Genomic DNA, 12838 nt, shown 5'->3' on the forward strand with positions numbered 1-12838 from the left:
CACCACAGGCCAGAGGGGGTACGCAAGGGCCCGTCCCGCCTCCCGGGCGACCCCTCGGACGGACCCCGGCCCCACCCCACCGGCGGCCCGTCGGGCGGACCCCGGTTCCCACCCCACCGCGACCCCGCCCGGACGCAGGCCCCCTACACCGGTGACCCCGCCTCGGGCGCCGGCTCCCGCTGCACCAGCTGCGGTCCCGGCTCCTCGTGCGCCGACGACGACGGCTCCGCGACCGTCGGCGACGGATCGCCCGACGGCGGCTGGACCGGCGGGGTCGGCGGCTGTTCGACGGTCCTGGTCGGCGTCGGCTCCGCGGTCCGCGTCGGGGTGGGGCGCGCCGTCTGCCCCGGCTTCCCCGGCTCGGGCGCCGACTCGCTCGCGCCGTCCGACGGCGAGGTCGACGGGGACGCCGACCCCGTGCCGTCCGCGCCCTCGCCCGCGTGCTCCCCGTGCCCGCGCTTGCCGTCCCCCGCCCCGCCGTGCCCCGAGCCCCAGGCGGAGCCCGCCGCACCGCCGTCCGACGCCGCGCCGCCCGGCAGACCGGCGGAGTGCGACGGCTTCGCGCCGCCTCCGCCGCCGTCACTCACGCTCATGCATCCTGCGGCTGCGGCGACGACCACGACCGTGGCGGCCAGACGGAGAGAAACGTTCTTGGGGCGCACGGGAGCAACCTCCGAGGCGGGGAGAGGAGTTGCCCTGCCCAACTCCCGCCGCCCCGAAGAGGACACGCGCCCCGCACGCGAGGCTCAGCCGTAGCCGAGGGCGTGCAGCCTGGCGTCGTCGATCCCGAAGTGGTGCGCGATCTCGTGGACGACGGTGATCTCGGTCTCCGCGACGACCTCCTCGCGCGTCGCGCACATGCGCAGCGTCGGCCCCCTGAACACCGTGATCCGGTCAGGCAGCACCCCCGCGTACCACTCGCCCCGGTCGGTCAGCGGCGTCCCCTCGTAGAGCCCGAGCAGCTCGGGGTCGTCGGCGGGCGGTTCGTCCTCGACGAACACCGCGACGTTGTCCATCAGCCGCGTCAGCTCGGCCGGAATCCGGTCGAGCGACTCGGCCACCAGTTCCTCGAACTCCTCACGCGTCATCTCCAGCACGCACCCATTGTCGGCCACGGGGGCGCGCGACGGGCGGGGGACGACGAGCCCGACGGCCCGGCGGATCGCCGGGGCGGCGGATCGACCCGGAGTTCCGGCGGGCCCCGCGCCCGGTCGGGGCGGTGGACGGGACCGCCGGTGTCCGTGCCGATCCCGGGGCGAGGTCCGGTGGGTGCTGGTCGCATAGGGGGGCGGGGGCATGGGCAGGCGGCACCAATGGCTCGTGTCCCCGCCCGCATGTCCCGGATTCCCGGCGTCCGCAAGGTTTCCCGTCCCGGCCGCACCGCGCGGTCCGGCGGGGGCCGCAGGCCGCCGGGCGGTCTTCCGCGTCTCGAACTCGCCTCCCGGCCGCGGCCCTGGTCGCGCGCCCTGGGGCTGACCGTCGTCGTGCTGTCCGGTGCCTGGCTGGGGCTGCTGGCCGTCGGTGACGTCCGGGTCCCGGTCGGGCCGATGGACACGACGATGACCCTGCGCCCGTCCCTCACCGGCGGCACGAAGATCAACGTGTCGCCGCTCGGCGCGCTCAGCCTCGACAGCCACCACGGCCCGGTCCGCCTCGACGTCAACGTCGACCAGCTCGACCCGGCCCGCTCCGCCGCGCTCGTCGACCACCCCGAGCGGCTCTCCGGGCTCCAGGACGAGGTGGCGCGGGACGTCGAGCACGGCACCCTCGACCTCGCCGTCCGCTCCGGAGTGGCGGTCGTCGCGGGCGCGACCGCGCTCGGGCTCGCCGTCTACCGCCGTCCGCGGACCGCGCTCACCGCGGGCGGCCTCGCGCTCACCCTGCTCACGGCGTCCGGGGCGTCGGCGTACGCGACCTGGAACCCGGAGTCGGTCCTCGAGCCGAAGTACTCGGGGCTGCTCTCCTCGGCGCCCTCACTGGTCGGCAACGCGCGCAGCATCGTCACCGAATTCGACGTGTACCAGAAGGAGTTGGCCCGTCTGGTGACGAACGTGACGAAGCTCTACGACGTCACCTCGACGCTCCCCGCCTACCGGCCCGACCCGACCACCCTGCGCGTCCTGCACGTCTCCGACATCCACCTCAACCCGGCGAGCTGGAAGATCATCGCGTCGCTGGTCGACCAGTACAAGGTGAACGTGATCGTCGACTCGGGCGACACCATGGACCACGGGACGGCGGCCGAGAACGGCTTCCTCGACCCGATCGCCGACCTCGGCGCCCCCTACGTGTGGGTCAGGGGCAACCACGACTCGCGGGCCACCCAGCGCTATCTGGAGCGCATGAGGAACGTGCGGGTCCTGGACGACGGCCGGGCCGTCTCCGTCGCCGGGCTGCGCTTCGCGGGCATCGGCGACCCGCAGTTCACGCCCGACCGCTCCGAGGGCGCGGGCGCGGACGCCTCCGAGGAGATCGCGGGCGCCCGGCTGGCGTCGGCCCTGCGCGACCAGAGGGCGGCGGGCACCCCCGTCGACGTGGCGGTCGCGCACGAGCCGTCGGCCGCGCGGCTGGTGGACGGCGAGGTGCCGCTGGTGCTGGCCGGGCACATCCACCACGAGAAGACGGAGGTCATGCGGTACGGCACCCGGCTGCGCGTGGAGGGCTCCACCGGCGGCAGCGGACTGCGCGCGGTGGAGGGCACCCACCCCGACCCGATCGAGGCGTCGATCCTCTACTTCGACCGGGACAGCAAGCGGCTGCAGGCGTGGGACGAGATCAAGCTGGGGGGCCTCGGCCTGACGACGGCGGAGGTCAGCCGCCACCTCCCGAAGGAGAACCAGCCGGGCGCCGCCCCCGCCACGGGCACCCCGACCGCGTCGGCGTCGGCGTCGTCGTCATCGTCGCCGTCATCGGCGTCGGCGTCGTCATCGTCGCCGTCCGCGTCGGTCTCGGGCAGCCCCTCCGGGCCGGCCGGCGGCACCCGGTCGGCCCCGCGTCCGCCGTCCCCGTGAACCGTTTCTCCCCGTCCCCGGAAACCGTTTTGGCGATACCTCCCGGCATCCCATATGCTTCTCACGTCCCCGAGGCGCCGCAAGGCGCCCAGGCGGGCCGATAGCCCTCATCGTCTAGCGGCCTAGGACGCCGCCCTTTCAAGGCGGTAGCACGGGTTCGAATCCCGTTGGGGGCACGTAAGACCGTGTGCAACACTGTTGCGCGCACGCTTGGTCCTGTGGAGCAGTTTGGAGTGCTCGCCACCCTGTCAAGGTGGAGGCCGCGGGTTCAAATCCCGTCAGGACCGCTGAGGTTTCTTCGGAACCTCGTGGCTGGGTAGCTCAGTTGGTACGAGCGATCGCCTGAAAAGCGATAGGTCGCCGGTTCGACCCCGGCCCCAGCCACCACCCTCTCAGGGCCCCGTTCTCGGACGGGGCCCTGAGTCGTTCACACGGGTGCCGCGTGCAGCGGCCGGGTGCCGCGACCGCCCGGATGCCGGTGGCGCCAGAACCAGAACAGACCGCACGACAGCAGCGCCCAGGCGGCCAGCACCAGGAACGGGAACGCGTGCTGCGCCCCCTGGAAGTAGACCGCCGAGTGCTGCGCGTTGACCGAGGCGCCCGGCGGCAGCCACTGACCGATCCGGCCGATCACCGTCGGCAGCAGCGGGGGCGCCACCGCGCCGCCCGACGCCGGGTTGCCGAGCAGCACCAGCAGGCCCCAGGTCGGGATCATCGCCCAGCGGTGGAAGAACGTGTTGAACATCGTGAAGACCATGCCGCAGGTGAACATGGTCAGCGCGAGGATCAGCCAGGACTCGACGAACGGCAGATCGACCGCGCCGAGCCACCAGTCCGCGACCGCCGCCACCGCGAACCCGCCGAGCAGCGCGTAGGCGAGCGTGAAGGCGATCCGTTCGGCCGGGTTCAGGGCGCGCGCGTGCACGCTCAGCTGGATCGCCCCGACGAACCCGATGATCACGGCCGCGAGCGAGATGTAGAAGATCGTCAGGCCCCGCGGGTCCCCGCTCTGCAACGGGTTGAGGTCCCTGACGGTGACCGGGATGCCGGTCGCCCTGCTGACCGCGGGCCCCGCCTCCGTGAACACCTGGGCGACGGTGAACCCGGACGCCCCCGAGACGTCGAGGCCGACCCGCGCGCCGCCGTCGCGCACGTCGAGGACCGCGTAGATCCGCTGCTGCTCGACGGCCTCATGGGCGGCCGCCGCCGAGTCGTAGGGCTTCAGGTCCAACTGGGCGTCGAGCGCCTTCTCCATCCCGGCGAGGAACTCCTTGCCGCGCGCGCTCTGGTACTGCCCGGTCACCCCGGTGGGGATGTGGTGCGGGGTCGGGTTGGCCATGGAGTACGTGTACGCCGCCGCGAACAGCGCGGCAGCCGCCGCCAGGATGAACACGAGCACGGTCGCCGGCAGGAAGGGCGACCCGGTGAAGGAGGCCCAGCGCTCGGACGCGCTCGGCGGCCGGCCGTGCTCTCCGTGCCGGGACTGAGGGGTTCCCTCGGGCAAATGCGACATAGCTGAACGCTAGGCCAGGAGGACCGCCCACACATCAGGACGAACGCCGCGCACCCCTCCCCCGCACCCGGGCCGCGCGGTCCGCCGGGCAAAAGCGTTCGCCATGGATTTCCCCGGGATGAGATCCTGGGACGCGTATGTCTACGCACCCAGCCCCCGCCCTCGGCGCCCTCGCCCCCCGCCTGACCGAGCTGTCCCTGCGCGACGCGCACCGGCTCGGGCGCAGGCTCGAAGGCGCGCGCAAGATCCGCAAGCCCGAGGCGCGCGCCGCCGTGCTCGCCGAGATCGGGGCGGAGGTCGAGAAAGCCGAGGAGCGGATGGGCCGCAGGCGCGGCCGGGTGCCCGCCGTCAGCTATCCCGAGCAGCTGCCGGTCAGCCAGAAGAAGGACGTGATCGCCGAGGCGATCCGCGACCACCAGGTCGTGATCGTGGCCGGTGAGACCGGCTCGGGCAAGACCACCCAGATCCCGAAGATCTGCATGGAGCTGGGGCGCGGGGTCCGGGGCATGATCGGGCACACCCAGCCGCGCAGGATCGCCGCCCGCACCGTCGCCGAGCGGGTGGCCGAGGAGCTGGACACCCCGCTCGGGCAGGCCGTCGGCTGGAAGGTGCGGTTCACCGACCAGGTCGACCCGGACGCCACCTTCGTCAAGCTGATGACGGACGGCATCCTGCTCGCCGAGATCCAGACCGACCGCGAGCTGCGCGCCTACGACACGATCATCATCGACGAGGCCCACGAGCGGTCCCTGAACATCGACTTCCTGCTCGGCTACCTCGCCCAGCTGCTGCCCAGACGCCCCGACCTGAAGGTCGTCATCACCTCGGCGACGATCGACCCCGAGCGGTTCTCCCGGCACTTCGGCGAGGCCCCGATCATCGAGGTCAGCGGGCGGACGTACCCGGTGGAGGTGCGCTACCGGCCGCTCCTGGAGGACGTCACCGAGGAGTCCGCGGACTCCGACCGGGACCAGATCACCGCGATCTGCGACGCCGTCGAGGAGCTCCAGGGCGAGGGGAAGGGCGACATCCTGGTCTTCCTCTCCGGGGAGCGGGAGATCCGCGACACCGCCGACGCGCTGGAGAAGAAGAAGTACCGGTTCACCGAGGTGCTGCCGCTGTACGCCCGGCTCTCGCACGCCGAGCAGCACCGGGTCTTCCAGCCGCACACCGGCCGCCGGATCGTGCTCGCGACGAACGTCGCCGAGACCTCCCTGACCGTCCCCGGCATCAAGTACGTCATCGACCCGGGCTTCGCCAGGATCAGCCGCTACAGCCACCGCACCAAGGTGCAGCGGCTGCCCATCGAGCCGGTCTCGCAGGCCAGCGCCAACCAGCGCAAGGGCCGCTGCGGCCGGACCAGCGACGGCATCTGCGTCCGGCTCTACAGCGAGGACGACTTCAACGCGCGCCCGGAGTTCACCGACGCCGAGATCCTGCGCACCAACCTCGCCTCCGTCATCCTCCAGATGACCGCGGCCGGCCTCGGCGACATCGAGAAGTTCCCCTTCATCGACCCGCCCGACCACCGCAACATCCGCGACGGCGTGCAGCTCCTCCAGGAGCTGGGGGCGCTCGACCCGGCGCAGCAGGACGTCCGCAAGCGGCTCACCGACACCGGCCGCAAGCTGGCCCAGCTGCCGGTCGACCCGCGCCTGGCCCGGATGGTCCTGGAGGCCGACCGCAACGGCTGCGCCCGTGAGGTCATGGTCATAGCCGCCGCGCTCTCCATCCAGGACCCGCGCGAGCGCCCCGCCGACAAGCAGGCCCAGGCCGACCAGCAGCACGCCCGCTTCAAGGACGAGACGAGCGACTTCCTCGCCTACCTCAACCTGTGGCGGTACGTGCGCGAGCAGCAGCGCGAGCGGGGTTCGTCGTCGTTCCGGCGGATGTGCAAGCAGGAGTACCTGAACTTCCTGCGGATCCGCGAGTGGCAGGACATCTACACCCAGCTGCGCACGGTCGCCAAGCAGATGGACATCCGGGTCGAGGAGGCCGCCGAGAGCGACGCGCCCGCCGACCGCATCCATGTCTCGCTGCTCGCCGGTCTCCTCTCGCACATCGGCATGAAGGACGTGAAGGACGCCGGGGCGGAGAGCGGCAGGGGCTCGGGCAAGAACGAGTACCTGGGCGCCAGGAGCGCCAAGTTCGCGATCTTCCCCGGCTCCGCGCTGTTCAAGAAGCCGCCGCGGTTCGTGATGTCGGCGGAGCTGGTGGAGACCTCGCGGCTGTGGGCGCGGGTCAACGCGCGCATCGAGCCGGAGTGGGTGGAGCCGCTCGCCGGGCACCTGGTGAAGCGGACGTACAGCGAACCGCACTGGGAGAAGGACCAGGCGGCCGTGGTGGCGTACGAGAAGGTCACGCTGTACGGCGTCCCGATCGTCGCCCAGCGGAAGGTGAACTACGGCCGGATCGACCCCGAGGTCTCCCGCGAGCTGTTCATCCGCAACGCCCTGGTGGAGGGCGACTGGCGCACCCACCACAAGTTCTTCGCCGACAACCGCAGGCTGCTGAGCGAGGTCGAGGAGCTGGAGCACCGGGCCAGGCGCCGGGACATCGTCGTGGACGACGAGACCCTCTACGACTTCTACGAGCAGCGGGTGCCCGAACACGTGGTGTCCGGCGCCCACTTCGACTCCTGGTGGAAGCACAAGCGGCAGGAGCAGCCGGAGTTCCTCGACTTCGAGCGGGCGATGCTGATCCGTGAGTCGGCCGAGGCGGTCACCAAGGCCGACTATCCGGACTCCTGGCGGCAGGGGCAGCTGAAGTTCCGGGTGACGTACCAGTTCGAGCCGGGCGCGGACGCCGACGGTGTGACCGTGCACGTGCCGCTCCAGGTCCTCAACCAGATCACCGACGAGGGCTTCGACTGGCAGATCCCGGGGCTGCGGGAGGAGGTCGTCACCGAGCTGATCCGCTCCCTGCCCAAGCCGATCCGCCGCAACTACGTGCCCGCGCCGAACTTCGCGAAGCGCTTCCTGGACAGCGCCGTGCCGCTCCAGGAGCCGCTGACGACGACCATGGCGCGGGAGCTGAAGCGGATGGTCGGGGTGCCTTTCGAGGCGGACGACTTCGACTGGGCGAAGGTCCCCGACCACCTGAAGATCACGTTCCGGATCGTCGACGAGCGGCGCCGGAAGCTGGCCGAGGACAAGGACCTGGAGGCGCTGCGGCTGCGGCTGCGGCCGAAGGCGCGGCAGGCGCTGTCCCAGGCGGCGGCCGCGACCGCCGAGCGCGAGGGCGGCGAGTCCCTGGAGCGCACAGGGCTCACGGACTGGACGATCGGCGCCCTCACCCGCGTCTTCGAGACCCGCAGGGCGGGACAGCCGGTGAAGGCGTACCCGGCGCTGGTCGACGACGGCGACACGGTCTCGGTGCGGCTGTTCGACACCGAGGCGGAGCAGGCCGAGGCGATGTGGCGGGGCACCCGCCGGCTGATCCTGCGCAACATCCCGGTCAATCCGGCGAAGTTCGCGTCCGAGAAGCTGACCAACGCGCAGAAGCTGGCGCTGTCGTCGAATCCGCACGGTTCGATCCAGGCGCTGTTCGACGACTGCGCGACGGCGGCGGCGGACCGGCTGATCGCGGACTTCGGGGGTCCCGCGTGGGACGAGGAGTCGTACCGGAAGCTGTTCGACAAGGTGCGCGCGGAGATCGTCGACGCGACCGTACGGACGGTCGGGCAGGTGCAGCAGGTGCTGGCCGCCTGGCAGGCCTGTGAGCGCCGTCTGAAGGGCGTACGGAGCCCCGCGCTGCTGGCCAACCTCCAGGACGTGCGCGGGCAGTTGGACGGCCTGGTGCGGCCGGGCTTCGTGACGGCTGCCGGGCTGCGGCGGCTGCCCGACCTGATGCGCTACCTGGTGGCGGTGGACCGGCGGCTGCAGCAGATGCCGACCAACGTCCAGCGGGACACCACCCGCATGGAGAAGGTGCGGGAGATGCGCGACGAGTACGCGTGGCTGCTCGAACAGCTGCCGCGGGGCCGTCCGGTGCCGTCCGCGGTGACGGACGTCCGCTGGATGATCGAGGAGCTGCGGGTCAGCTACTTCGCGCACGCGCTGGGCACCGCGTACCCGGTCTCGGACAAGCGGATCGTGAAGGCGATCGACGCCCTCGCCCCGTGACCGGCCGCCCACCCTGGGTGAGTTTTACCAGGAGGCGCAGGCTCCTGTAGAGTCCTGTCTCGCAGCGCAACGCACGAATCGCACTGCGAAACCTGGTCCTGTGGAGCAGTTTGGAGTGCTCGCCACCCTGTCAAGGTGGAGGCCGCGGGTTCAAATCCCGTCAGGACCGCAGTAAAGAGAGAGCCCGGACATCGTCCGGGCTCTCTCGCGTTGTCCGCGCGCGCCTCGGCCGCCGGATTCCCGTCCGTCGGGGGCCCGTTCACCGGAGTGCCGCCCTCCGTCCTTGACGGTGCCCGGGTCCGCCGGTAACCAGATGTCAGGACCCGTCGCGGGCGCGGGTGCTGGAGGTGGCGCATGGCGGCTCCGGTGAGGCACGAGACGCGGGCGCTGCTGCGCGCGCATCTGTCGGCCGCGCTGCCCTACCGCCACCGGACCCGGCACTGCCCGATCTGCCATCGCCTGCTGCGACTCGCGATGGACTCGGGGCCGCCGCCGGCCCCAACTCCCGCCCCGCGCAAGGACGCTGGAATCGAGGGCTCCTCTAGCGCAGCCGCGTCCGGGTGACAAGGACTCCGGCATGTGACGGGTGTCACCGCATAAAAACCGCACGTGCCGGTTCTTACTCACCTCCTACAACCGGTCAATTTAATATGTGCAATTGCACTCCCCCCGGGACTCCCCGTACGGGCCTCTCAGGAGCCCCCGCGGAGACGGTGTGACAGCACCCCCACAGGAGATCCGACAGGCCTCCCCAGAGTCCGACAAGGCCGCTCACAGAGCCTCCGCCGGCGCCCCCGGGGCGAACAAAGTCGCCCGGAAGGCACCGGACACAAAAAAGATCGCGCTGGACCCGGCGGAGTCCAGCGCGATCGACGACGCACCCATGTCACGTTCTTGGGAGGCTCCGAGGAGCCGGGGCGTGGGGTCCGTTGGGGCGGACTCCGCGTCGTATGGAGCTAGTTTTCGGGCGTTTCGGCACGTTGGGGGACGTGTCGCACCACCCTGCTATGAAGTTGTCAGGCCTCGGTGCGCTGCTGCGGAATACCCGCGAGCAGTGCGCGCACCTCGGCCTCGCGGTAACGGCGGTGTCCGCCGAGCGTGCGGATGGACGTGAGCTTTCCGGCCTTCGCCCACCGCGTGACCGTCTTGGGGTCGACACGGAACATGGTGGCGACCTCAGCCGGGGTCAGCAGCGGCTCGGCATCAGGGGTGCGAGCGGTCATGAGCGGCCTCCTCGGGAGAACCGAACCTTCTCGGTTCTTTCCTCTAAATTCTGCACCTTGACCCGCGTTGCCCGAAATGGCGGACGCGGGTCGAGTCGGTTATAGGACGAACGGCTTGTCCTCGGCACTACAACTACACCATCCGTCCAGCCGCGTCGGCCAAACCGATGGAATTGCCCTCCCAGGTAGTCATCAGCCGCGGAAGCCGATGGACCATGCCATAGCGGACAGTCACGCCTCTGTGACGATCAGTCACATGGCGATCAGGAGTCACCAGACCCCCCAAAGCAAGCAAAGCTGAGATTCCGCCCACAGTGGTACGTACTGGAACGGATAGAGCCCTCCCCGGACTCCTTGTCCTATTTTGGCATGAGGAGGGGCAAGCGGCGCAAGGGCCGCGTACGTGCGGTCCGTCACGCTTGACACAAAAGCCCGGATCGGGACGTAGGTCCCGACGTGCCGGGATCCCCTGGTGGAACCCCGAGACCCCAGGGGCAGGACGAAACCCCAAAACGGGCGTCCCGTCAAACGTCAGTTCGCCGAGCGCCGGTCCCTGACCGCCCGCCAGCGCTCCGCGAGCCGGGCGTACGCCAGCCCCGCCGCCGCCCCGTCGCCCTGCCGCAGCGCCTCGATGCCGGCCGCCACGTCGGCCGCCGACCGGTCGTCCTCCAGCTCGCCCGCCGACAGGATGTGCACGAGACCGCCGTAGTCCAGCTCCACCAGCGAGCGCGGGTGGAACTCCTCCAGCCAGCGCCCCACGTCCAGCAGGCCCTCGACCATCGGCCCCTCGCCGATGGAGTCCTTGAGGGTCCGCAGACCGCGCGCCACCCGACGCCTGGCCTGGACCATCGGCGTGCGGTAGCGCAGCATCGGCGGCACCTCGCCGCACCCCGCGTCGTAGCGCCGCTCCTCGTCGCCCACCAGCACGAACCAGTGCAGCGGCACCTGCCAGGTCCCGGTGCGGATCCACGGCCTGGCGTCCGGGTTGCGGGTCAGCCAGCGCTCGTAGTCCTGCGCGGCCTGCATCCGCACCAGCGGCGGCAGCACCGCGTCGAGCACCGGCGCGGGCAGCTCCTCGGGCAGCTCGGCCAGCGCCTGCCAGCCGCGCAGCCGGGTCCGCCACGGGCAGACGCACACCACGCCGTCGCTCTCCAGCACGAACGCGTCGGCGCTCTCGTGCACCGGCACCGGGATCGGCGGGGTGGGCAGCAGATCGGCCAGCGAGCGGCGCAGCTCGTCCTGGTAGGAGGGGCGTTCGGAGCGGCGCGCGTACCGCGCCCAGTGGTCGCGCTCCGGCTCGGGGAAGGCGGCCAGCGGCTCGTAGACACGCAGGTACGCCGCGTACGGGACGGTCACCGAGGACACCTTGGGCACGCCTGCTCCCTCCCCCGCCCACCACCGGGGAAAACTGCCGGACCCGCCGACAAACGCGCGGGAAATCTATGCAAATCGTCGCACGGCCGTAACCCGGTGGTGGGTGATCCTGAGCACTGCGCGGTGGCGGGGCCCCGCAGGCCCTAATCTCGTCCTCACAGCCCCGCCACCCGCACGGGAGCTGGTCTCCACCCGCCGCTATTTACTAGGAGTCACTACCGTGACCGACGTAACCGGCGCACCTGCTGACGTACTGCACACCCTGTTCCACTCGGACCAGGGCGGCCACGAGCAGGTCGTGCTCTGCCAGGACCGCGCCACCGGACTGAAGGCCGTGATCGCCCTTCACTCCACCGCCCTGGGCCCCGCCCTCGGCGGTACGCGCTTCTACCCGTACCCGAGCGAGGCGGCGGCCGTCGCCGACGCGCTGAACCTCGCCCGTGGGATGTCGTACAAGAACGCCATGGCCGGGCTCGACCACGGCGGCGGCAAGGCCGTCATCATCGGCGACCCCGACCAGCACAAGACCGAGGAACTGCTGCTCGCCTACGGGCGGTTCGTGGCCTCCCTGGGCGGCCGCTACGTGACCGCGTGCGATGTCGGCACCTACGTCGCCGACATGGACGTCGTCGCCCGCGAGTGCCGCTGGACGACCGGGCGTTCACCGGAGAACGGCGGCGCGGGCGACTCCTCGGTGCTCACCGCGTTCGGCGTCTACCAGGGCATGCGGGCCAGCGCCCAGCACCTCTGGGGCGACCCCTCGCTGCGCGGCCGGCGGATCGGGGTCGCGGGCGTCGGCAAGGTCGGCCACCACCTCGTCACCCACCTCCTGGCGGAGGGCGCCGAGGTCGTCGTCACGGATGTCCGCGAGGACGCCGTCCAGCGGATCCTGGAGCAGCACCCGGCGGGCGTGACGGCCGTCGCCGACACCGAGGCGCTGATCCGCGTCGAGGGCCTGGACGTGTACGCGCCGTGCGCGCTCGGCGGGGCGCTCGACGACGCCTCCGTGCCGGTGCTGACCGCCAAGGTGGTCTGCGGCGCCGCCAACAACCAGCTCGCCCACCCGGGCGTCGAGAAGGACCTCGCCGACCGCGGGATCCTCTACGCGCCGGACTACGTGGTGAACGCGGGCGGGGTCATCCAGGTCGCCGACGAGCTGCACGGGTTCGATTTCGAGCGGTGCAGGGCGAAGGCCGCGAAGATCTTCGACACCACGCTGGCCATCTTCGCACGTGCGAAGGAAGACGGGATTCCGCCGGCCGCGGCGGCCGACAGGATCGCCGAGCAGCGGATCGCCGAGGCGCGCGCCGCACGCTGAACCAGGTCACGCCCCCTGTTCTCGGGCGTCGGGCGGTACCCGCCGGCGGGCAGTTGGAGAGAACTCTCACGTTCGTCGGCGGGTCGCTCGCCAAGAAGTGGTTAAAATCGCGGTTGACCAGCGGGGACGACGCGCCCCGCGGGTCCTGGGGTCGGGCCCGAAGTGCGGGCGACGTACCGTATGGGCGCGGGCTCAGGTACCGTGGATGCCCTACGGACCGGTCTTTCTGCGGAGAGCCCGTTCCAGATCATGAACGCGTGTCAAGACTCTGGGGC

9 protein-coding genes and 4 tRNA genes are annotated in these 12838 nt (G+C 71.4%); 8 read left to right on the forward strand and 5 right to left on the reverse strand.

Annotation, left to right across the window (positions count from 1 at the left end):
- Nucleotides 1-143 precede the first annotated feature (143 nt).
- Both DDJ31_RS18685 and DDJ31_RS18690 read right to left on the reverse strand, forming a co-directional pair.
- Entirely contained in the window at nucleotides 144-593 is a 450-nt protein-coding gene (locus DDJ31_RS18685; RefSeq protein WP_346656282.1) for a hypothetical protein, read from the reverse strand.
- Between the two features lie 153 nt (nucleotides 594-746).
- Nucleotides 747-1097 (reverse strand): metallopeptidase family protein, encoded by a 351-nt coding sequence (locus DDJ31_RS18690; RefSeq protein WP_206280682.1) that lies wholly within the window; start codon nucleotides 1095-1097, stop codon nucleotides 747-749.
- Between the two features lie 216 nt (nucleotides 1098-1313).
- Between DDJ31_RS18690 and DDJ31_RS18695 the strand changes: the two genes are divergently transcribed.
- The 4 genes from DDJ31_RS18695 to DDJ31_RS18710 all read left to right on the forward strand — a co-directional run bounded on the left by DDJ31_RS18695 (nucleotide 1314) and on the right by DDJ31_RS18710 (nucleotide 3398).
- A complete protein-coding gene (locus DDJ31_RS18695; protein ID WP_127179149.1) occupies nucleotides 1314-3011 on the forward strand; it encodes a metallophosphoesterase family protein in 1698 nt (565 codons plus the stop codon).
- 103 nt (nucleotides 3012-3114) lie between these two features.
- Nucleotides 3115-3187: transfer RNA gene (locus DDJ31_RS18700), tRNA-Glu, on the forward strand.
- A gap of 36 nt (nucleotides 3188-3223) precedes the next feature.
- Nucleotides 3224-3298, forward strand: a tRNA-Asp gene (locus tag DDJ31_RS18705).
- Between the two features lie 23 nt (nucleotides 3299-3321).
- Nucleotides 3322-3398 (forward strand) — tRNA-Phe (locus DDJ31_RS18710).
- Nucleotides 3399-3438: 40 nt separating this feature from the next.
- On the opposite strand, the gene DDJ31_RS18715 is transcribed toward DDJ31_RS18710, so the two are convergent.
- Nucleotides 3439-4524: an ABC transporter permease gene (locus DDJ31_RS18715; RefSeq protein ID WP_127179148.1), complete on the reverse strand. Its 1086-nt coding sequence runs from the start codon at nucleotides 4522-4524 to the stop codon at nucleotides 3439-3441.
- 137 nt (nucleotides 4525-4661) lie between these two features.
- On the opposite strand from DDJ31_RS18715, the gene hrpA reads away from it, so the two are divergent.
- The 3 genes from hrpA to DDJ31_RS18730 all read left to right on the forward strand — a co-directional run bounded on the left by hrpA (nucleotide 4662) and on the right by DDJ31_RS18730 (nucleotide 9212).
- Nucleotides 4662-8648, forward strand: coding sequence for an ATP-dependent RNA helicase HrpA (hrpA, locus tag DDJ31_RS18720; protein WP_127179147.1), 3987 nt, complete (start codon nucleotides 4662-4664; stop codon nucleotides 8646-8648).
- A gap of 94 nt (nucleotides 8649-8742) precedes the next feature.
- Nucleotides 8743-8817: transfer RNA gene (locus tag DDJ31_RS18725), tRNA-Asp, on the forward strand.
- A 185-nt stretch (nucleotides 8818-9002) separates the two neighbouring features.
- Nucleotides 9003-9212 (forward strand): DUF6274 family protein, encoded by a 210-nt coding sequence (locus tag DDJ31_RS18730; RefSeq protein WP_127179146.1) that lies wholly within the window; start codon nucleotides 9003-9005, stop codon nucleotides 9210-9212.
- Nucleotides 9213-9664: 452 nt separating this feature from the next.
- On the opposite strand, the gene bldC is transcribed toward DDJ31_RS18730, so the two are convergent.
- Together bldC and DDJ31_RS18740 are read right to left on the reverse strand one after the other, a co-directional pair.
- Nucleotides 9665-9871, reverse strand: a complete 207-nt coding sequence (bldC, locus tag DDJ31_RS18735; protein ID WP_033321412.1) for a developmental transcriptional regulator BldC — start codon at nucleotides 9869-9871, stop codon at nucleotides 9665-9667.
- 531 nt (nucleotides 9872-10402) lie between these two features.
- Nucleotides 10403-11245, reverse strand: a complete 843-nt coding sequence (locus tag DDJ31_RS18740; RefSeq protein ID WP_127179145.1) for a hypothetical protein — start codon at nucleotides 11243-11245, stop codon at nucleotides 10403-10405.
- A 220-nt stretch (nucleotides 11246-11465) separates the two neighbouring features.
- On the opposite strand from DDJ31_RS18740, the gene DDJ31_RS18745 reads away from it, so the two are divergent.
- A complete protein-coding gene (locus DDJ31_RS18745) occupies nucleotides 11466-12563 on the forward strand; it encodes a Leu/Phe/Val dehydrogenase (protein ID WP_127179144.1) in 1098 nt (365 codons plus the stop codon).
- The last annotated feature ends 275 nt before the right edge of the window (nucleotides 12564-12838 follow it).

Source organism: Streptomyces griseoviridis (assembly GCF_005222485.1).
Classification (GTDB): Bacteria; Actinomycetota; Actinomycetes; order Streptomycetales; family Streptomycetaceae; genus Streptomyces; species Streptomyces hintoniae.

What these genes read in the sequence shown, in the direction of transcription:
- DDJ31_RS18685 (WP_346656282.1), bottom strand. Translation starts at nt 593, where the DNA reads ATGAGCGTGAGTGACGGCGGCGGAGGCGGCGCGAAGCCGTCGCACTCC.
- DDJ31_RS18695 (WP_127179149.1), top strand. Translation starts at nt 1,314, where the DNA reads ATGGCTCGTGTCCCCGCCCGCATGTCCCGGATTCCCGGCGTCCGCAAG.
- DDJ31_RS18715 (WP_127179148.1), bottom strand. Translation starts at nt 4,524, where the DNA reads ATGTCGCATTTGCCCGAGGGAACCCCTCAGTCCCGGCACGGAGAGCAC.
- hrpA (WP_127179147.1), top strand. Translation starts at nt 4,662, where the DNA reads ATGTCTACGCACCCAGCCCCCGCCCTCGGCGCCCTCGCCCCCCGCCTG.
- DDJ31_RS18730 (WP_127179146.1), top strand. Translation starts at nt 9,003, where the DNA reads ATGGCGGCTCCGGTGAGGCACGAGACGCGGGCGCTGCTGCGCGCGCAT.
- bldC (WP_033321412.1), bottom strand. Translation starts at nt 9,871, where the DNA reads ATGACCGCTCGCACCCCTGATGCCGAGCCGCTGCTGACCCCGGCTGAG.